This is a genomic window from Gammaproteobacteria bacterium (assembly GCA_003696665.1).
In the GTDB taxonomy this organism is placed as follows: domain Bacteria; phylum Pseudomonadota; class Gammaproteobacteria; order Enterobacterales.
The window spans coordinates 1-19,471 of sequence record RFGJ01000171.1 but is presented as its reverse complement, the minus strand read 5'-3'; the positions used below and the strand labels follow the sequence as shown (position 1 = coordinate 19,471).

The following is a 19,471-nucleotide window of genomic DNA, read 5'->3' as shown; positions in this document are numbered from 1 at the left end:
CGCATACAGGTCAACTTTGAACAAGCGGGGAGCAAGTGGCTGGTGGCACAATATGCGCGTTTGGAACCAATCCACCGCTAATGATGAGATAAAAATAAGATTGGAAGGAGGCTGATGATGAAAAGAAGAACTTTGTTGTCGATGCTTGGGGTAGGGGCTGGTGCGGCGCTCTTAGGTGGGTGCCGGAACGAGCAGAAGGCGTCGAGTGACCGCTGTCGTGACGAAGTGATCCATTGGACGATGGTCACCACATGGCCGAAAAATTTCCAAGGGCTCGGCGAAGGGGCCGAATATTTGGCGCAACTGATTGGCGCACTCAGTGGCGGTCGGTTGCAAGTCAAGGTGATGGGAGCGGGCGAGCTGGTGCCCGCCTTGCAGGTGTTTGAAGCCGTTGCTTCTGGAACAGCACAAATGGGCCATGGGGCGGCTTACTACTGGAAAGGCAAATTGCCCGCCAGTCCGTTTTTTTCTGCCGTCCCCTTTGGCATGACGGCGCAGGAGGTGAATGCGTGGTTGTTGAAAGGTGACGGGCTTGAACTGTGGGAAGCGTTGTACCGGCCATTCGGCGTGGTGCCACGACCGGTCGGCAATACCGGAGTGCAGATGGCCGGCTGGTTTAACAAAGAAATCCGCTCGCTGGAGGATATTAAGGGACTGAAAATGCGTATTCCAGGCTTGGGCGGCGAAGTGCTTAAACGAGCGGGCGGTGTGCCGGTCTTGATGCCGGGCTCGGAGGTTTTTACAGCGCTTGAGCGTGGTGCGATTGATGCTGCTGAATGGGTCGGTCCCTACAATGATTTGGCGTTTGGTCTTCATAAAGCGGCAAAATATTACTATTACCCGGGCTGGCATGAGCCGGGCTCGGTCATGGAAGCCTTAATCAATGAGAAGGCGTTGAAGGCGTTACCCGAAGATCTTCAGGCTGTTGTGCTTAACGCGTGTCTGATTGCCAATCAAGATATGCTCGCCGCTTTTATGCAAGCGAACTTCGAAGCCTTGCAGACACTACAAAAAACGCACGGCGTGCAGCTACGAAAGTTGCCCGACGATGTGTTGGCCCGTCTGAAGTCTATTTCCGAAGAGGTCGTTCGCGAAAGCATTGAAGGCGATACCATGGGGCAGCGCATTTACCAATCCTATCGCGAATTTATGAACAATGTCCGCGGTTGGACCGCGTTGTCTGAACAGAGTTACCTCGCAGCGCGCGGTTAATTTAATGACCATACAACCATTGGGGCAGACTGGTGGCCAATTGGGGGAAGGCCACCAGTACGCCGATAAGTGCCAGTTGAATCAGTATGTAGGGTAGAACACCCCGATAGATATCGGCCGTTTTGACTGTCGTCGGTGCAACACCACGCAAATAGAACAGACTGAACCCAAATGGCGGGGTCAAGAAAGATGTCTGTAGGACAATGGCAAAGATAACACCCAGCCACACGGGATCAAAACCGCCGACCAGTAATGCCGGAGCAACGAGCGGCACCACAACAAAGGTAATCTCAATGAAATCCAGAATAAAGCCTAGCAAGAACATGGTGATCAGCACGACCACCAGTGCCGTCCAGTGGCCGCCGGGCAGTGAAGATAGCGCCTGGTGAATCAGGTCATCGCCGCCGAATGCGCGGAAAACTAAAGAGAAAATCGAGGCACCGATGAGAATCATAAAGACCATGCCCGTTGTCAACGCAGTCTCCGATGTGATGTTCATAAGCTTTTGCCAGGTCAACTGCCGTTTGAGCGTGGCGAGCATGAGGGCTCCTGCCGCACCGAGGGCTGAGGCTTCCGTGGGCGTGGCGACCCCCCCAAGAATCGCACCTAGCACAAGCACGATGAGCAAAAGCGGCGCGATGAACGAGAGCCAAACCTGTGTCGTGCTTCGATGCTCTGAATCATTCGCCTTTTGTGCCGCTGGCAGGCGTTTCGGTTGGCGCCAAGCGATATAGAAAAGGTAAAAACAGTACAGGGCGACGAGCGTGATTCCCGGGATCAGTGCCCCGGCAAAAAGATCGCCAACTGAAACCGAATCGGGCGGGTATTTTCCCATGGCCCGCTGCGCTTGCTGGTAGGCGCTTGATAATACGTCGCCCAATAGGACAAGCACAATGGAAGGTGGAATGATTTGTCCCAAGGTCCCTGCCGCACAAATGATGCCAGTGGCGTCTTTGGGGTGATAACCAGCACGCAGCATGGCCGGTAGTGACAACAATCCCATGGTGACCACGGTGGCGCCGACGATGCCGGTACTGGCAGCGAGGAGCATGCCGACAATGGCGACGCTGAGTGCCAATCCGCCCGGGCGTCGCCCCCAAAGCTTAGCCATTTGGGTCAGCAGATCTTCGGCAATTTTGGCCTTCTCAAGGGTCACCCCCATAAAAATGAACAATGGCACGGCCATGAGCGTGACGTTGCCCATAATGCCGTAAAGCCGTGTTGGCATCGCATTGAGCAGTGTTTCCGGGATGGCGCCAATGGCGACGCCAAATACGGCAAACACAACGGCTGTTCCGCCAAGCGCAAAGGCGACGGGATAGCCGGACAACAAAACAAGCGCAGCACAACCAAACATGATAACGGCAAGCCATTCCATCAGCAGGCTCCTTTGCGATGATCTGACCGTACTGCGGTAGCACCCCTTAAGGCGGCCACTGTGCGCACGAGGCGTCTGCCGCCCTCCCATAACAGCAATGCAGGCATCACCAGAATGAGTGTTTTGACGAGAAAATACCCTGGCAGTCCGCCTGTTTCTGGTGAGCCTTCAAGCAATCGCCAGCTCAGTGTCACGCTTGGCCATCCGCTCCATAGCAGGAAAAACGCAACGGGCGTTAAGAGGAAAATGGCACCGACCAGCTCAACCCAGGCGCGGTGCTGGCTCGACCATTGCTGATAAAAGATGTCGACACGCACATGACGGTTTTTCGCAAGTGCCACTGGAATAGCGAACATGAATGCGGTGGCATGCATCCAGACCGCCAAATCTTGGAGCGGAATGGATGGTTTTGCAAAAACATAACGCAAAATGACCACCAAGACTGTGGCCAATAGCATGGTCAGTGTGGCGCCGATGGCAATACGGTGGGCGAGCCGCCCCAACCAACTGGGTGCGGAGCCATCAGCAAAGTTGTCGACAGTCGGTTCGTCCATCATTGATTTTCCCAAGCTTTTTTCTTGTTATCATTTTGTGGTTATGGGCGGCTAAGAAAAAGCTGGCATAGACTTTTCAGTGAAAACTGTCTATGTCTGGTAATCGTCGCCCGTGCGATAAGCGACGTCGCTGTGTTGCATTGTTATCTGAACGCGCTACCAGGTCAACACAATCCATTGCGGCACCTGAACTTGTGGTCCCATATCGGGGCCGAAGCGTACGAACTCGCCGTTGCCTTCGCGATCGATTAGGTAATAGGGCTTACCACCATTCTTGGGAACATATTTGATGGCACGTAGCACGCCATTGATCCGGTATTCAGTGATGGTGGCCTCTTTGGTTTGGCGGATGGTCACAACGGGTTTTGGCACTTCACCTTGCTGAACTTTTGGTCTTGGTTCGACAGGTTTTTGTGTGTCGTTAGTGGCGGCAACCTGGGTGGCCATGAGGGCATTGAGTGTCAAAAAAGCCATGAGCGACATCATATGTTGGCGTCCTCATCGTCATCTGCTTGATTGATGAGCATAAAATGTTTGCCTGAAGGAGGCAAACGGCTATGAATAATTTTTTACACGAATGCCTGTCGAGGGCGTATTGGGGTCTGGTAAGAGAAAGATGACGCATATAGGCAGGATGCGTACAATCAAGAGATAGTTTCTTGTTGGACACAACCACAGATGTCAGCCAGCCACGTTAAACAACCGATTATTCTCGTCGATGCCAGTAGCTATTTGTTTCGTGCCTACCACGCGATGTCGCGCCAGAATTTGAGTGCTGAGGATGGCTTTCCGACGGGCACCATATACGGTGTCGTCAATATGCTCAAAAGCCTAATCAATGAATATCAACCGACTCATTTGGCGATGGTTTTTGATGACAAGGGAAAAACATTTCGGCACGAACAATACGAAGAATACAAGGCCAACCGGCCGCCGATGCCTGACGATTTGCGTATGCAGATTGAACCACTGCATGCCATCATTCGTGCGATGGGGGTCCCGCTTATCATCGAACCTGGGGTTGAGGCGGATGATGTCATTGGCACTTTGGCCACCCGTTTCGCCAAGGAAGGTCATCATGTGCTTGTCTCGACTGGCGATAAGGACATGGCACAGTTAGTGAGTGAGCGCATACATTTACTAAATACCATGACTGGCGAGCGCTTGACACCGGAAACTGTGCCGGAAAAATTTGGGGTTCGGCCGGAACAAATTGTCGACTATCTGGCCTTGCTCGGCGACACTTCCGACAATGTTCCCGGTGTGCCGAAGGTTGGCAAAAAAACAGCGGCCAAGTGGCTGCAGCAATATGGCGATCTGGACAACCTGACAGCGCATGCAGATGAGATCAAGGGCAAGGTAGGGGAATCCCTGCGGGCTCATTTAGACCAGTTGGCATTGAGTCGGAAACTGGTCACCATTGTGTGTGATCTGCCATTACCAGAAACGTTAGATGACTTGGCGTTGCAGCCACCGGATAACAAAACCTTGGCCGAATATTATCGTCGCTTTGGTTTCCGGCGATGGCTCAAAGAAGTCTTGCAAAACGAGGAAGGCGCGGAGACCAAAGCCACCACATCGCGTGTGGATAGGACGGCGTATTTGTGCATTCAGGATGAAGCCGAATTGCAGACGTGGTGTGATAGCGCATCGAAGAACGGCTGGCTGGTGCTCGACACGGAAACGACGAGTCAAAACCCGATGGTGGCCAAGTTGGTCGGAATTGCCATAGCCACTGCGCCGGGAAAGGCTGCTTATATCCCAATGCGCCATGTGACGACAGATACGCAACTGCCGACCGAAGTGGTGTGGGGGCATTTACGGCCGCTCCTTGAAGATCCTAGCGTGATTAAAATTGGCCAGAATCTGAAGTACGACCTTGAGGTTTTGGCAAGGGAGGGGATTAACGTTAACGGGATCATAGAAGACACAATGTTGGAGTCCTATGTCCTAGATCCTGCCACTGGTCGCCACGATTTAGGCTCGCTGAGTCTGCGCCATCTTAATCATGCCTGCTTGTCATTTGAGGATGTGGCCGGAAAGGGGAAGCAGCAGACAACCTTCGACCACGTCGATTTGAAGCTCGCGACTGAATATGCTGCGGAGGATGCAGACGTCACGCTACGGCTACATGAGTTGTTCAAACAAAAACTGGCGGAAACGGAAGCATTAGCGCATGTGTATGAAAGCATCGAGCGCCCCTTGATCCGCGTGCTTGCAGATATGGAACAAAACGGTGTGCTCGTTGATGCCAATATGCTCAAACAACAAAGTCAGGAAATTGCCGAGCGACTTAAAGCATTGGAGGAAGCGGCCTATGCCCTCGCTGGCGAAAAGTTTAACCTTGCCTCGCCGAAACAATTGCAGTCGATTCTTTTTGAAAAACTTGGGCTGCCAGTCAAGAAAAAAACTCCAAAAGGACAACCCTCTACGGCTGAAGAAGTGCTTGCCGAACTGGCGCTGGATTATCCTTTGCCCAAACTCATACTTGAGCATCGTTCGTTGGCCAAGCTGAAAAACACTTACTTAGACAAGCTGCCAACCCAAATTTTGCCGGAAACAGGTCGAGTGCATACTTCGTATCATCAAGCGGTCACCAGCACTGGCCGATTGTCGTCATCCGATCCAAACTTACAAAACATTCCAGTGCGAACGGAGGAAGGTAGGCGTATCCGACAGGCTTTTATTGCGCCAGAAGGACACTGCTTGATCGCAGCGGATTATTCACAAATCGAATTGCGCATCATGGCGCATCTATCTGGCGATGAGGGGCTGCAGCGGGCGTTTGAACAAGGCTTGGATATTCATGCCGCCACTGCATCCGAAGTTTTTGGTGTGCCGCTGATGAGTGTCACACCAGAGCAGCGCCGTCGGGCCAAGGCCATTAATTTTGGCCTCATCTATGGCATGTCAGCGTTTGGTCTTGCGAAGCAGCTTGGCATTGAACGCGATGAAGCTCAGCATTATATCCACACTTATTTTGCTCGCTATCCAGGAGTGGAAGCCTATATGAACCGAATTCGCCAAACGGCCGCCGAAAAAGGCTACGTCGAGACCTTGTTCGGACGTCGTTTACCTTTGCCGGACATTCATTCGAAAAATGGTCGATTACGACAGGCGGCAGAACGTGCAGCCATCAATGCGCCCATGCAAGGCACGGCGGCTGATATTATCAAGCGGGCAATGATCGACATTCATGGTTGGCTAAAGGCCGCACAATTGCCAGTCAAAATGTTGATGCAGGTGCACGATGAGCTGGTGTTCGAAGTGCCCGAGCGTTTGGCCAAAGAGGTCGCAAATGAAGTGCGCACCCGCATGAGCGGGGCAGCGGCGTTGTGCGTGCCTCTGGTGGTGGATGTGGGTATCGGGAGGAACTGGGATGAAGCACATTGATGAAAAAGCGTGTCATCGGACAGATGGCCGATGGCGGGAGCGACTGGTAATCGGCTTGTTTTGCGCTGTCGTTGTCTTGGGTTATGTGATGCCACGATTTTCTTCACACTGGTGGTTGATAGGTGAGTTGCCTGGCATGTGGCGTATGTATCTCTGGTGGGGGATGGCCATGACAGTCAGCCTCTGGGTCGTGCATTCAGTCAACAGTTGTTGGCATCATTGGTTGCGACCTTCATTGTTGAATGCGGGACGCGCCTTTCAAACCGCGCTGATATTTGCCTTGCCAATGTGGGTGATCGGGCTGATGGGGCGTTGGTCGCCACCGGACTTGATGGTGATGTGGCGGAACATTGTCTTTGGGCCACTGATGGAAGAGCTGTTTTTTAGAGGGTTTGCTTTTGGCGCGTTATATTTTGTCTTTGGCGTGTCTTTTTGGCGTGCTGCCTTGTTCAGCAGCCTGCTTTTTGCGCTGGGGCATCTCTACCAAGGTGAGCATTGGCTGAACATGTCACTAATCGTTGCCATGACGATGGCCGGAGGACTTTGGTTTTGCTGGCTCTATGCACGGTGGCGCGTCTTGTGGTTGCCGATTTTTCTCCATATGCTCATGAATGGTGCTTGGGCATTTTTTGACCTAGGGGACAATGCGTTAGGTGGGCTTTGGGGAAACCTCGGGCGTATCTTGACCATTGCCATTTCTATCTGGTGGACCATTGCCTTTCACAGCAAAGAACCAGAAAGACATATTTAGTTACATTTTAGCCGAGGGCGCATGCAACATTTTGACGCATCCTGTGTCAAAGATGGCAGGTACGGAATTTCGACCCCCTTCCGTACTTGTATGCCGATGACATCCCCCTGCAATGGCATACACCTTGGTCCCGGCCATTCGGCCGGGCTTTTTTTATTCGGCCATAGGGGGATCAAAAAAATCATCCAACCACTGTTTCAATGTATCCAGGCCGAGCCCATTGAGCCCTGAGAAAGGAGCGACCACAATTTCGGCGTCACGACACAACGCTGATACTTGTTGCCTCGCTTGCTGAAGTGCGCGTGACCGCGCCCCCGACTTGAGTTTGTCTGCCTTAGACAGCGCCAGGTAAACGGGCAACTGAGCATCGGCCGCCCACACTAACATTTGTTGATCGAGTGCTTTCAACGGATGCCGGATGTCCGACAAAATGACCAAGCCCTTCAGGCTCTTCCGAGTTTGTAAGTACATACTAAGTGTGTGTTGCCAGCGTTGCTTAATTTCGAGAGGCACTTGCGCATAGCCGTAGCCGGGCAGGTCCACGAGACGAGCGCCGGGAGTGAGTTCAAACAGATTGATCAGTTGCGTTCGGCCCGGCGTTTTACTCGTACGAGCCAGATGTTTCTGACCGGTTAATCGGTTCAGGGCCGTTGACTTACCGGCATTGGAACGCCCGGCAAACGCAATCTCAATGCCGGTGTCCGGCGGCAGTTGATTTAACTTGGCGGCACTTTGTAGAAATCGCGCTTGTTGGTAATTCATATCAATTGACGGCTGTTTGATGACGGTCGCCCATTATAGAGACCTTTGTGGCATTGGGAGTGGAGAAGTTTCTCGCGTCTCGCTATAATTCGCAACCTATTGTTAGACTGGCTGGTGTTTGGTCAGTTATCCTGGCAACCATACTTGTTAACAGGAACAGGCATATGAATAAAATTGCATTGACGTTGGTGTGCTTTCTGATGGTCCCAGCCTTACAGGCGGCGGGTGATGCGAATGCCGGTAAACAAAAAGCCGCTTCTTGCTTTGCCTGTCATGGCGCAGACGGCAACAGTCCGTCTGGGCAGTACCCATCCTTGGCCGGACAAAATGAAAAATATCTTGTCAAGCAAATGAAAGATTTCAAGCTTGGCGTCCGAACGAATCCGATCATGCAAGGCATGATCGCGCCAGTCAGTGAAGATGACTTTGCCGACATCGCCGCTTACTTCGCGAGCCAGACGATGAAAAAAGCGCCGGTGGAGGAAAAGTTCCTTAAGGCTGGTGAAGCGATCTATCGTGGCGGCGATGCTGAGCGGAAAGTGCCAGCGTGTATCGCTTGCCATGGCCCACGTGGGGAAGGTTTGGCAAGTGCAGGTTATCCAGCGATTGCCGGACAACATCCGGAGTACACAATTGCGCAACTTAAGGCATTCCGGGATGGTGCGCGCACCAATGATCCCAATGGGATGATGCGTGGCGCAACACACTTGATGAGTGACAAACAAATGGAAGCGGTAGCACACTATCTTGTTGGACTGCATTAATTAGACAAAACCAGTGAGAACGCCGACCACAGGGTCGGCGTTTTTTTATTCGGCTTCTTCATACTTTGCTAGAATAGGTTATCTGAACGTATAGAGTCGACGGACTGTCTGACAATCATGTCTCGCATACAAAACCGGTGGATTGTCTTTCTGTTTAGTCTTTGCGCCTTGGCCTCATTCGGGGCGACAAGTCAGAAGCCTATTCTGTATTTCTGGTATGGATGTGAAGCCTGTTATCAGCTAGAAAAATATTTGCAAGTACACGGAATTGGTGATGACTGGCAGCGTCAACCAGCGACCATCTACCGGTCGTGGCGCCTTGACACCAAGCTATTTGTGGTGTTCGAGCAACTTCAGGTACCTTGGTCCACACAGTGGCAATGGATGGCGGTAGCAAGTCGAGGGCGCGTCACCTTGCCTGACGATAGCGCCTTTCAGGATTTTCTCGTCAAGCAAGGGATCGATGGTCGTCAACTGAGGTCAATGTGGCAAGCAGCGCGGATCAATCAGGCCACCAGCGAGCTAATGGAAAAAGCCGCAGACGTTCGCCATGTCCCTTCGGTTCGGGTGGGTGAGCGTCTGATTGATGGCGCTGACTATCCGTCGGTGGAAGCTTTTGTCGAAGCGGTTGTGGCCGCACAGCTAGCTCGTGAAGCGAAGCCTGCGCCATGAATGAATTTTCCCTCTTGAGCTTTAATATTCAGACCGGTATTGATGCACAACGCTACCGGCATTATTTGACGCGAAGTTGGCGACATGTCCTGCCATCGGCCCGTCGGCAGCAAAATTTGGCTGCTATCACGGAATTGATTAAAGGTTTTGACATTGTCGCTTTGCAAGAGGTCGATGCGGGAAGTTTACGGAGTGGCTTTATCAATCAATTACAATATATGGCTGAGGTGGGGCAATTTGCATACAGCCATCAGCGCATCAACCGGGATCTTGGGCACTTGGCCCGGCAAAGCATAGGTCTGTTATCGCGATATCCGATACTGAATGTCACGAGTCACAAGTTGCCTGGCCGTATTCCCGGGCGGGGGGCAATCGAAGCGACAATTCAGATCTCTAATTTGGCAGAGCCATTGACAGTGATCGTCGCGCACCTTTCACTAGGCAGACGTGCCCGGTGGCATCAACTTGAGTTTCTGGCGCGACGAGTTATTGAGCATCCGCTCGTCTGTTTGATGGGCGATTTGAACACCCCTCGGGAAGAACTAGTGCTGTGGGCGAAAGAACTGAACCTTTCGGTGGCGCATGACAGCCACTTTTTGGGGACGTATCCAAGCTGGGCGCCTCAGTTTCATATTGATCATATTTTGGTGTCTGGCGCTTTGCCTATACGGCGTACAGAATTTATCGATGTACAATTGTCCGACCATTTGCCGGTGGCCGTCCATGTTGGCTTGCCGTCGAAGCACACGGTGGACCGACGAAACCAAGAAGGAGTCCCTCATGACGAACACACGTCGGCCGGAAACCCTTGAACAAGCGCTGTCGGAATGTGCGGTGCTGCGCCGCTGTTTGTTGAAAGTCAGCTTTGTTGGCAGTGGAGCAGATCGTACAGTCGAGCGAGAACTCGCCACTTTGCGAAAGCTGCTCAAAGACGAAGCAGCCATTGATGATGTCGTTGCGCAAGTCGAGAAAATTGCCGACGTGTTAAGAAATTTAGAAGATCGGGTCGAGCCCATTGAAATTGATGAAAATGCCCTACTGCAGTCTTTCGAGGCACATTTACTTGGGGAGTGCCCAGAGCAACAAAAAGCCATCAAACGCGTCTTTTCCCGCTATGGACAACGCGGTTGGGTGACGCTGTTAACCAAGCTTTATGAGGTGATTGGCCCCACAGAACAGAGGCCATCCTTTTGGCAGCGATGGTTTTCACCGCGTGCCAGCACGGAAGGGCGAGCAGCGAATGATATCGATCAATCGGGCCAATGTAAGAAGATTCGCGCGACATTGCTCGATTTGATGGAGCAGTTTTCGGTGCCTGAGCTGTTGAAAGAGATGGAGCAGGAACTTATCGAGCGGATCCAACAGCTCTCGGCTCCAGAGGACGCACCGGAGATATTGCAGGCCTTTGGCGAATTTGTGCTGGAACTGACGAGCATGGATCATGTTCGGTTTCAGCGTTTCCTCACGGTACTGGGACTGCGACTACAACAAATGGCCGAGCTGGTTGACGCGAATGTTGGCATCGCGGGACAACATCAAGTTGCCGCCAGTCGTTTAGATGCACAGATGCGTGCGCACGTCCATGCCTTACAAACAGATCTCAAAGCCACCAGTTCCATGGTCGAATTACAAAATATTTTTGAACAAAAATTCGATGACATCATCCATAGTCTCAACCAGTACCGAAGTGAAACAGAACGTTTGTTTACCGAACAAAAACAGAAAAACGATAAACTTCGGACAGCGTTGGAAGAGAGTCAGGCGCAGTTAAAGACGTTGCGTGAAGTGCTCAAAGAAAAACAGCGACTGGCAGAAATGGATCCCTTGACCGGGGTTGGCAACCGCTATCACTTCGATCAGATGCTGCAAAAAGAATACGGTCGCTGGCGACGCTATCGAGAACCACTGTCTTTGCTGCTGATAGACCTCGACCACTTCAAAAAAATCAACGATGTGTTCGGACATCAAGCAGGTGACGAAACACTCAAGACGGTCGCCCAAGTGATTCGACAACAGTTGCGTGAAACGGACATTTTGGCACGTTATGGTGGCGAGGAATTTGTCGTCTTGATGCCGCAAACCACTTTAGTGGCGGCGACGAAAGCGGCCAACAAGTTGCGTCAACTGATTCGCGAAACGGAAATTAAAACCTCTTCGGGAGATTTCCGGGTGACCGCTTCTTTTGGGGTTGCCGAGTTTGAGGAAAATGATACACCGGATGACGTTTTGGCGCGCGCTGATAAGGCATTGTATCGCGCCAAGGGAAAAGGTCGAGATATCGTTTGTGCGCAGTTGCCAGCAGAAGAGCGGCAATCAAACGACGAAGAAAGTCGGCCTAATTCATGACGCTATTGTCTCAAGCACCATTTGCGATGGAAGAAAGTGATCCGCTGTCTCCAAATGTATGGAGCCAATGGCTGACACTGCTTGATCAAAATTTTGATAGGCGGCAGGCCCAGGAAATGGAAGCGCGCCTATTGCGACTGACAGAAAGTTCACACTTTGACTATTTGAACGCTGTGTTTGTTGGCAAGGCACGGCTGACGGGGGGCTTAGATTTGTGCGGCCATTCGTTGGCGCTTAAGGTGTATGCGCGTGCGGCGAGCCGTTTGGCGAGTCATGCCCTGGCCGGAATTGCGCGCATGCTGGCAGAGGGCCTCTCAGCCTTCGAATCGGAATCTGGCCGATGGGTACGACGGCGGCGCACCATAGTCGCCATCTCGCCATCAGATGTCGATCAGTTAACGGAGCCGGTGCGCACCTTGCTGCCACAATTGTTTGTTTTGCAGCCTGACAATGATGGCCGCACGTATCATCTCATCGCTCGTTCAATTGCGGAAAGTGAAAGGCGATCTGGGCTCCCAGCTAAACAGCTGCCAGCGATGCGAGAACTGGTTCGCCAGACACTATGGCAAACCGGGACCCCGATTTCATTCAGCTTGTCCGAGCCAGCTGAACTCGCCGAATTATGCGTCGCATACGGTGCTGTTGTTGAAGCGGCGCGGTGGCTTCGTGATGAGCACAGCGTTCAACGGGCGGCAAGAATGCTCAGGCAATTACAGGAGGCATATGCGCTCGATAAGGCTTGTGTATCACCGTGGCTTGGCTGTGAATGGGGTGATGCGTTGGTGCCTTTGGCAGCCGATATACCTGAGATGGTGCGGACATTGTTGCCTAAGGTGGCGGCGTCACTGACAGATAACCTACCAGAATTCACCGCGCGTTGTGCACAGATAGCGCCTCGACTGCGCGCGTTAGCGTCGATGCTTGGCGTGCCCTGTCCAAAGATCTTGGACAGTGAATCAGAAAGACCGTTTTATTGGGTGCAAATCGATGGCAATCCGTTGTCCATTAGCCGATGGCGATTGGCCTTGTCGTTTGAGTATCAACCGGGATGCTGGATCGACTTTCGAGTTTCGAAAAATGTCCCGAACGCCCGGGCGACCGTGTATGGCCATCCAGAGCGTGGCCAAAAGGTGTTTGAAGATGAAGCGTTGTTGCGGCGATGGCTGTTATCAGCCATCGCCGCAGCGCCGCTAGGCCAGTCTTAATACTGCCTCGACAAGTTTAGCAATACCAGCTTCGGCTTCTAGAATGTCACCTGCCAGCATGTAGGCGGGTGTGCTGACAACTTTGTGCTGTTCATCCACGACAAAGCCATCGACCGGGCAAGTGACATGAAGACCGCCCATGTGTTCAATGGCACTGGCGGTGTCTTCATCTGAGCCGATGGTCAGCTTCACGCGTTCACCAAATATTTTTGGAATCATCGCCGGCGCGATACAGATAAAACCAAGCGGCTTGTTTTGTGCCGCGAATTGACGCGCAAACGCCAGCACATCGGGCTGAATTTCACATTCAGCTCCCTTTACGGCAAAGTCACACAGATTCTTGGCTGCCCCGAATCCTCCTGGAAAAATACACGCGTCGAATTCATCGGCGTTGGCGTCTGCAATATCCATGATATCGCCTCGAGCAATGCGCGCAGACTCAACCAGGACGTTGCGCGTGTCTCCGTCGACCACTTCGCCAGTGAGATGATTGACGACGTGCATTTGTGGGATATTGGGGGCCACGAATGTGACGTCCGCGCCAGCCTTTTTCAAGTGCAATAACGTGAGCACTGATTCGTGAATCTCGGCACCATCAAACACCCCACAGCCAGATAACACCACAGCGACTTTTTTCATGAGAAAAGCTCCTTAAGTTGCTCTCTTAACCCTTCATCAGCGACAACCACACGATTTCGGCCCTGACGCTTCGCTTTATAAAGCGCCAGGTCAGCTAATTTTAATAGTCTTTTGGCCGATTCGTCTGTGTCGTGCCAAATGCTGGTGGCCACCCCGGCAGAAATGGTTAGACTTAATTGAGCGCCAGAAAATACTGGTGTCAGGCGGGCCACGGATTTCCTGATGCGCTCGGCCACAATTTCGGCATCTCGGGCGGAGGTGTGTGGCAGTAGTGCGACAAATTCTTCTCCCCCATAGCGCGCCACAAAATCTGTTTCGCGCACGACTTGTTGTGCAATGGTGTGTGCCACAAGTTTTAAGCATTCATCGCCGACATCATGGCCATAACGGTCATTAATCCGCTTGAAGTGATCAATATCAAAGAATATCAGGCTCAAAGGTGAACGCGCTCGGCTCGCGTGTTTCCAGTGGTTGTTCAGTGCCTCATCAAATGCACCACGATTGTGCAGCCCTGTCAGCGAGTCAATCGAACTTTGTTGTTGCAACTGTTCATTGAGGTGTCGCAGACGCTTGTTGGCAATTTCGAGCTCAGCAGTCCGATGCTTGACTTTCTCCTCAAGCTCGGCCATGGCTTGTTGCTGTATCATTGCCGCCTGTTGCCGCGCCGCTTCGCGCATTTGATTGGCTTCCTTGAGTCGCTCAACCAAGGCGATCGTGAGCGCCAATGTGCCAACGCTTCCGACCACAAGCAACCCCAAATCGCCTGAGCCTATCATGAAACCGACGCCGAGCTTTTCTAGCAAATCAAGCAACCAGCCAAAGCTCACCAATAACCAGCCACCCGCGATCATCTGGTTGGTTGCGGTGCCAGCGCGCCAGATATATATTTGACCCCAGAGTATCGAGCCCATGAACCAAGCCGCAAAAGGATATAGCCAGAGCAGGATGTTGTACGTCGGCAAGATTAGGCTGATGATGGCAAGCATCGCGGCGAGCCAAACCGATCCCAGAAACCAAGGAAGGGGGCGCCTGTCTTGAATGAGGTGGTGGATAAACAGGAGCGCAAAGAAACTACTGAAATTGGGCATGGCAACCAATGTTCTTTGTTGTATCTCAGGCCAAAGAGGCCACAGGTAGAGTTGTCCATAACCATCAACAGTTGCCATATACAAAAGGAATGAGAGAATGTAGCCCGTGAGGAAAAGATAGGCGCGCTCGCCGAGAAGCAGTGAAGCAAACAAATTGAAAAGACACATGGCTAACAGCGCGCCATAGAACATGGCATCGCGCCAATTGGTAGACGACGATTTCGCGGCAAGGCTGGCATCGGTATGTAATTCGATTGGCAATAAAAACGAATTTCGCGACCGAATTTTAAGATAGATGGTCGCCCTTTCTGTCGGCGCGAGTTGAATGGGGAAGGCATGTGTGTTGATGAGTAGCGTTTTCTCCGAAGCTGGGAAACGATCACCGGCACGCATGACATTGTTTGTCCGTTGCCCCTGAACATAAAGTGTTATTTCATCAATGGGTGGGTAATCAATGAGCAGCCAACGGTGGACCTCACGGTCGCCTCGATTGACCAATTGCATTCGGAGCCAGAGCGTATCGTTTGGATGATAGCCAAAAAATAGTAAAGCACGATTGTTCAGCGCCCAAGTGTCATCCTGTCCCGGCAGCGCGGAGGGGGTTTCGACATTATCCCACCGATATTGAAGATGGTCGCCAAGGGGGGCGCCCGGCTCGAGTGCCTGAATGACCACTTGCTCGATGCCTAATGCCCAAGGGGCAGCAAGCATGAGCCAGACCGACAGGCTGATTGCCGTAACGCGTCTCATTGACCCTAACCTCAAACACGTATTTGTCAAAGCTTAATCCGAGCCGTCGCTGAACGCAAAACAAAAGCTGCTAAAATGGCCGGATAAGCCAATATAAGCGCACTTGAATTTGAACGGTTGTCGGGGCGTGCCCTTATTTCACGCAACAGCATTTCGGCTCAGACTTGATGGCATTGACACATAATGCTTGCGCCGACGGCGACGACTTTCTACACTTGCGCAAGAACACAGACAAACGAAGATGCGGGGCAGGAAGTCATAAGCATGGAAATCTCCACCATACACGCCTTGGTTTTGGATGCTTCTTCGAATGATGCTGAGCAAACGTTAAATGTATTGCGCAATACCGGTGTGGCTGTTCGGGCTGCACAAGTGGTTAACGAAGATGAACTGCATGACGCGCTGGAACGAAAAAATTGGGACGTCTTTTTAGCGCGTAACAACTGTCCCCAATTATCGGTGTCGCGGGTCGCTGAGCTGATTCAGGAGAGTGGTCGAGACATTCCAATCGTACTGATTACCGAAGCATTTACCCCTGAAAAAATCACGGAGGCGCTTGCCTCGGGAATTCAGGCGGTCGTGCCTGAAGATCATCCAGATCTGTTACGTATGACGGTGATGGCCGAGTTGCAGCATCTCGCGGATAGACGTCGTCGCAAACGGGCAGAAGGACAGTTGGCGGAAGCGGAAAAGCGTTGCGAACTTTTGCTCGCCAACAGTCGGGATGCGATTGCTTATGTTCATGACGGTATGCACATTTATGCCAACCAATCTTACATGGAGTTGTTTGGTTACGATGACTGGGAAGAGCTTGAGTGCATTCCTGTGCTGGACATGATCGCCCCTGCCTATCAGCTGGATTTTAAAGAGTTTATGCGGCAGCAGTCGCGAAAGCCTGATGAAACACCATTTGAATTTGAAGGGGTGACGGCCAGTGGCGAACGATTTTCCGCGGTACTTTCTATGTCGCCGGCCAGCTATGACGGTGAGCCGTGCCTTCAATTGCTGATTCGTCCGAAAACCGATGAGCATGCGCTCGCCGAAAAACTCACTGAGCTGGCCTCTCGGGACCAGTTGACCGGGTTGGCAAGCCGGGATTATATAATTGGTCAACTGACTGAGCTTATACACGCGGCCCAAGATACGCACAAAATATCGGCATTGGCCTTTATAGAAATTGACCAGTTTCATGAGTGGGAGGATACCGTCGGACTCTCTGGTGCCGATGAAATTCGTAAGCAGGTGGCGGGCTGGCTGGAGGAGCATGCTCGAGAAGACGATGTTGTGGCGCGGGTGGGCGATGAATCCTTTGCCTTACTTAGGAAGCATTGTGTGCCGGATGAGTTGGCCAAGGAAATGGAGCATTGGTTATCACAGTTTTCTTCGCTGTTGATTGAAGCCAATAAGAAAACTTTAAGTGGGACGCTCTCCATAGGTATCGCACCAGTGAGCGAAAGACTACCGGACGCCGCGGAAGCCATTAACAATGCACACTCGGTTTGTGTTCGGGCGCAGTCTGGCGGTGGCAACCGTGTTCGGGTGTTTTCTGCGGCAGTCGATAGCACAAACATTGACCAACAACAGAAGAAACTTTTGCGTCAGATTCAAGACGCCATGGAGGCGGAACGTATTCGTTTGATGTTCCAACCAATTGTGAAAATGCATGGCGAAAACAAGGAGTTTTTCCAAGTGCAGGTTCGCGTGCTCGACGATTCTGGCGAACCGGTGCTATTGAAAAAACTGTTCCCTATCGTCGAAGGATCGGAACTGGCCTTACGTCTTGAGTATTGGGTCATTACGCAAGCATTTAAAGCGCTGAAAGAGCACCGCGAGTCGCACCGTTCACAAACACAATTTTTTGTTCAACTCTCGGCCGCCATGCTTGAACATGACAAAACCGTTGATTTCATTCTCAAGACATGGAAGCAAAGCAAACTACCGGCCAATGCGGTGCTGTTTATGGTGAATGAAACGGATGCGGCCACCCGGCTTAAGCGCGTGATACACTTGGGCGAGGCGTTAGGGAAACAACAGATGCGTTTGGCGTTGAGTCATTTTGGCGGCAGTTTGTCGTCGGAAACCATCTTGCAACATGTACCGGTAGAACATATGCCATATGTGCAATTGGAGCACGATATTGTTGTGGAAGACTTACAGCAAGACGAAGGCATGGCCCGTCTTGAAAAACTTGTTCAGCTCGCCAAGCAGCATGAAAGAAAAATCATTGTGCCAATGATTGAGAACGCTCAGATGCTGGCGCAAATTTGGCCGCTTGGGGTGGACTACGTGCAGGGTTATTATGTGTCGTCGCCATTGCCACATTTGTACTTTGACTTCGGTGAAGCGAGCTTTTAGTGGGCACCAAACATCTTAAGCCATTTCTCTGCCCATGTTTCGTATAGCCAACAAATGGCGTCTAGATCTAAGTGATGGATGGCCAGATCGGCTTGGCGCGCGACCGTAGGTTTGGCGTGCCAGGCGATGCCCATCGCGGATGTTTTCATAATCTGGAGGTCATTGGCGCCATCACCAATGGACATCGTCTGAGTCAATGGAATTTGCCATCGTTCGGCAAGTTGTTTGAGCGCGGCGGCTTTTCCTTCTGCATCCACAATCGCACCTTGCACTCGACCGGTCAGTTTGCCTCCTTGAATCTCCAAACGATGACAGACGACGGCATCCATTTGCAATCGGCGCGCCATGGGTTGCGCAACAAAATCGAAGCCACCGGAAATAATGGCGGTTTTGACACCACATTGATTGAGCACACGAACAAGCGACTCGGCGCCAGGCGAAAGTTTGATACGGTCGACCATCGTATCCAAAAATTTTGCGTCGAGGCCGCGCAGACACGAAACACGTGCTTCAAGGCTTTCTTTGAAATTGACTTCGCCACGCATGGCCCGTTCGGTAATCGCAGCCACCTCGTCGTAACAGCCAGCCATGCGGGCCACTTCATCAATGACTTCCTGTTGAATAAGGGTTGAGTCCATGTCAAATGTCACCAACCTCGGCATCTCGTTCGGCCAACGATAGATGGGTGCAATTTCGACATGATTGATTTTTTGTTGGGTTATCGCGAGTCCTTTATCGCGACTGATCCATAGGCGATCGGCACGAACATGTGCCCAGCTTTCAGGTTCAGGCCACGTGCGATCGGGTATGCACGGATATGGGTGGCAAATGGCGATATGTGCCAACGGCTTTCGATGGGTCATAACATTAAGAGAACCAATACATTGTTATCTGGCCATGATAAGGCGAGCAGAGTAGGCTTTGAAGCGATTTTTGTGCCGCTGACTTGAAGACAATCTCAAAACGTAGCACACAGTCAGCGATAACTTCTTGGTAAATACACTTCTTTATTAGCTGAACATCGTTCCTTTAGAAAAGATTGAAATTTTTCTTAGATGTGTTCAATATGAGTCCGAAAAAATTCGGTTGTTGAAGGTTGGGTGAAACAGACAACCATACACAGAATAACACGCTGAAGAAAGGAGACTTTGAGATGAAAAACATCACACGTTTTGGGGTGGCGCTGTTGGCCTTTTCGGCTTCTGCAGCCATGGCGGTTGATTATGATTACGTGGAGCTTGGTTACCACAACGTGTTTACCAACACCAAATTTGACCCGACAGGGACAAATCTAGTGGTGTCTACGGGCATTGGTGAGAATGGCTACTTTTTTGTCGATTACAAAGACTTAGACGATGAAATCGGCGGTATCACAACGGATATCGCACGCGCCGAGGTTGGCCTAGGGTACCGGACCTCTGTCACCGAAGCGACGGATTTCAATTTCGCCGTGATTTATGTCCGTGAAAAAACTGATGTCATGGGCGTCTCAAATTTGGGGGAAGGCTACGCCTGGCGGGCTGGTTACCGCATTGACGCAGACGAGTATTGGGAGTTTGAACCTTTTCTTGGTTACGAGCGTACGGAAGAAGCGGATGGATT

General features: G+C 51.7%; 17 protein-coding genes. 10 read left to right on the top strand and 7 right to left on the bottom strand.

Features of this window, described 5'->3' with window-relative positions:
* Positions 1-114 precede the first annotated feature (114 nt).
* A complete protein-coding gene (locus D6694_05065; protein RMH45184.1) occupies positions 115-1,212 on the top strand; it encodes a TRAP transporter substrate-binding protein in 1,098 nt (365 codons plus the stop codon).
* Between the two features lies 1 nt (position 1,213).
* Here D6694_05065 and D6694_05060 read toward each other — a convergent pair whose 3' ends face one another.
* The 3 genes from D6694_05060 to D6694_05050 form a co-directional block, all read right to left on the bottom strand.
* The gene (locus D6694_05060; GenBank protein ID RMH45186.1) at positions 1,214-2,593 is read right to left on the bottom strand and encodes a TRAP transporter large permease subunit; all 1,380 of its coding nucleotides are present in this window, start codon (positions 2,591-2,593) and stop codon (positions 1,214-1,216) included.
* Positions 2,590-3,147: a TRAP transporter small permease subunit gene (locus D6694_05055; GenBank protein ID RMH45183.1), complete on the bottom strand. Its 558-nt coding sequence runs from the start codon at positions 3,145-3,147 to the stop codon at positions 2,590-2,592. The genes D6694_05060 and D6694_05055 overlap by 4 nt, the downstream gene beginning before the upstream one ends.
* A gap of 153 nt (positions 3,148-3,300) precedes the next feature.
* Positions 3,301-3,630, bottom strand: coding sequence for a DUF2782 domain-containing protein (locus D6694_05050; protein ID RMH45182.1), 330 nt, complete (start codon positions 3,628-3,630; stop codon positions 3,301-3,303).
* Between the two features lie 192 nt (positions 3,631-3,822).
* On the opposite strand from D6694_05050, the gene polA reads away from it, so the two are divergent.
* Together polA and D6694_05040 are read left to right on the top strand one after the other, a co-directional pair.
* Positions 3,823-6,537: a DNA polymerase I gene (gene polA / locus D6694_05045; protein ID RMH45181.1), complete on the top strand. Its 2,715-nt coding sequence runs from the start codon at positions 3,823-3,825 to the stop codon at positions 6,535-6,537.
* Positions 6,500-7,288: a CPBP family intramembrane metalloprotease gene (locus tag D6694_05040; GenBank protein ID RMH45180.1), complete on the top strand. Its 789-nt coding sequence runs from the start codon at positions 6,500-6,502 to the stop codon at positions 7,286-7,288. The genes polA and D6694_05040 overlap by 38 nt, the downstream gene beginning before the upstream one ends.
* Positions 7,289-7,441: 153 nt before the next feature.
* Here the strand turns inward: D6694_05040 and D6694_05035 are convergent, their stop codons facing one another.
* Positions 7,442-8,050, bottom strand: a complete 609-nt coding sequence (locus tag D6694_05035; protein ID RMH45179.1) for a YihA family ribosome biogenesis GTP-binding protein — start codon at positions 8,048-8,050, stop codon at positions 7,442-7,444.
* A 164-nt stretch (positions 8,051-8,214) separates the two neighbouring features.
* Here D6694_05035 and D6694_05030 point away from each other — a divergent pair, with 164 nt between their 5' ends.
* From D6694_05030 to D6694_05010, 5 genes are all read left to right on the top strand, one after another.
* Positions 8,215-8,814, top strand: a complete 600-nt coding sequence (locus D6694_05030; GenBank protein ID RMH45178.1) for a cytochrome c4 — start codon at positions 8,215-8,217, stop codon at positions 8,812-8,814.
* A 117-nt stretch (positions 8,815-8,931) separates the two neighbouring features.
* A complete protein-coding gene (locus D6694_05025) occupies positions 8,932-9,486 on the top strand; it encodes a hypothetical protein (GenBank protein ID RMH45177.1) in 555 nt (184 codons plus the stop codon).
* A 14-nt stretch (positions 9,487-9,500) separates the two neighbouring features.
* A complete protein-coding gene (locus D6694_05020; protein ID RMH45185.1) occupies positions 9,501-10,298 on the top strand; it encodes an EEP domain-containing protein in 798 nt (265 codons plus the stop codon).
* Positions 10,174-11,832: a GGDEF domain-containing protein gene (locus tag D6694_05015; GenBank protein RMH45176.1), complete on the top strand. Its 1,659-nt coding sequence runs from the start codon at positions 10,174-10,176 to the stop codon at positions 11,830-11,832. Before D6694_05020 ends, D6694_05015 begins: the two co-directional genes overlap by 125 nt.
* Positions 11,829-13,037 carry a hypothetical protein gene (locus D6694_05010; GenBank protein ID RMH45175.1) on the top strand — a complete coding sequence of 403 codons (1,209 nt, stop codon included), beginning with the start codon at positions 11,829-11,831 and terminating at the stop codon, positions 13,035-13,037. Before D6694_05015 ends, D6694_05010 begins: the two co-directional genes overlap by 4 nt.
* On the opposite strand, the gene elbB is transcribed toward D6694_05010, so the two are convergent.
* Both elbB and D6694_05000 read right to left on the bottom strand, forming a co-directional pair.
* Positions 13,023-13,676, bottom strand: a complete 654-nt coding sequence (gene elbB, locus D6694_05005; protein ID RMH45174.1) for an isoprenoid biosynthesis protein ElbB — start codon at positions 13,674-13,676, stop codon at positions 13,023-13,025. The two genes, D6694_05010 and elbB, sit on opposite strands and share 15 nt — an antisense overlap.
* Entirely contained in the window at positions 13,673-15,514 is a 1,842-nt protein-coding gene (locus D6694_05000; GenBank protein RMH45173.1) for a GGDEF domain-containing protein, read from the bottom strand. The genes elbB and D6694_05000 overlap by 4 nt, the downstream gene beginning before the upstream one ends.
* Before the next feature lie 183 nt (positions 15,515-15,697).
* On the opposite strand from D6694_05000, the gene D6694_04995 reads away from it, so the two are divergent.
* The gene (locus D6694_04995; GenBank protein RMH45172.1) at positions 15,698-17,869 is read left to right on the top strand and encodes an EAL domain-containing protein; all 2,172 of its coding nucleotides are present in this window, start codon (positions 15,698-15,700) and stop codon (positions 17,867-17,869) included.
* Here the strand turns inward: D6694_04995 and serB are convergent.
* Entirely contained in the window at positions 17,866-18,732 is an 867-nt protein-coding gene (gene serB, locus D6694_04990) for a phosphoserine phosphatase SerB (protein ID RMH45171.1), read from the bottom strand. The genes D6694_04995 and serB overlap by 4 nt on opposite strands.
* A 290-nt stretch (positions 18,733-19,022) precedes the next feature.
* Here serB and D6694_04985 point away from each other — a divergent pair.
* The coding region (locus D6694_04985) for a hypothetical protein (GenBank protein RMH45170.1) at positions 19,023-19,471 on the top strand (449 nt) is incomplete at its 3' end.

Bases quoted from the DNA above. Each gene is read 5' to 3' on its own strand.
- D6694_05040 (RMH45180.1), top strand. From the start codon at position 6,500: ATGTGGGTATCGGGAGGAACTGGGATGAAGCACATTGATGAAAAAGCG.
- polA (RMH45181.1), top strand. From the start codon at position 3,823: ATGTCAGCCAGCCACGTTAAACAACCGATTATTCTCGTCGATGCCAGT.
- D6694_05025 (RMH45177.1), top strand. From the start codon at position 8,932: ATGTCTCGCATACAAAACCGGTGGATTGTCTTTCTGTTTAGTCTTTGC.
- D6694_05010 (RMH45175.1), top strand. From the start codon at position 11,829: ATGACGCTATTGTCTCAAGCACCATTTGCGATGGAAGAAAGTGATCCG.
- D6694_05050 (RMH45182.1), bottom strand. From the start codon at position 3,630: ATGATGTCGCTCATGGCTTTTTTGACACTCAATGCCCTCATGGCCACC.
- D6694_05030 (RMH45178.1), top strand. From the start codon at position 8,215: ATGAATAAAATTGCATTGACGTTGGTGTGCTTTCTGATGGTCCCAGCC.
- elbB (RMH45174.1), bottom strand. From the start codon at position 13,676: ATGAAAAAAGTCGCTGTGGTGTTATCTGGCTGTGGGGTGTTTGATGGT.
- D6694_05055 (RMH45183.1), bottom strand. From the start codon at position 3,147: ATGATGGACGAACCGACTGTCGACAACTTTGCTGATGGCTCCGCACCC.
- D6694_05035 (RMH45179.1), bottom strand. From the start codon at position 8,050: ATGAATTACCAACAAGCGCGATTTCTACAAAGTGCCGCCAAGTTAAAT.
- D6694_05065 (RMH45184.1), top strand. From the start codon at position 115: ATGATGAAAAGAAGAACTTTGTTGTCGATGCTTGGGGTAGGGGCTGGT.
- serB (RMH45171.1), bottom strand. From the start codon at position 18,732: ATGACCCATCGAAAGCCGTTGGCACATATCGCCATTTGCCACCCATAT.
- D6694_04995 (RMH45172.1), top strand. From the start codon at position 15,698: ATGCTTGCGCCGACGGCGACGACTTTCTACACTTGCGCAAGAACACAG.
- D6694_05000 (RMH45173.1), bottom strand. From the start codon at position 15,514: ATGAGACGCGTTACGGCAATCAGCCTGTCGGTCTGGCTCATGCTTGCT.
- D6694_05015 (RMH45176.1), top strand. From the start codon at position 10,174: ATGTACAATTGTCCGACCATTTGCCGGTGGCCGTCCATGTTGGCTTGC.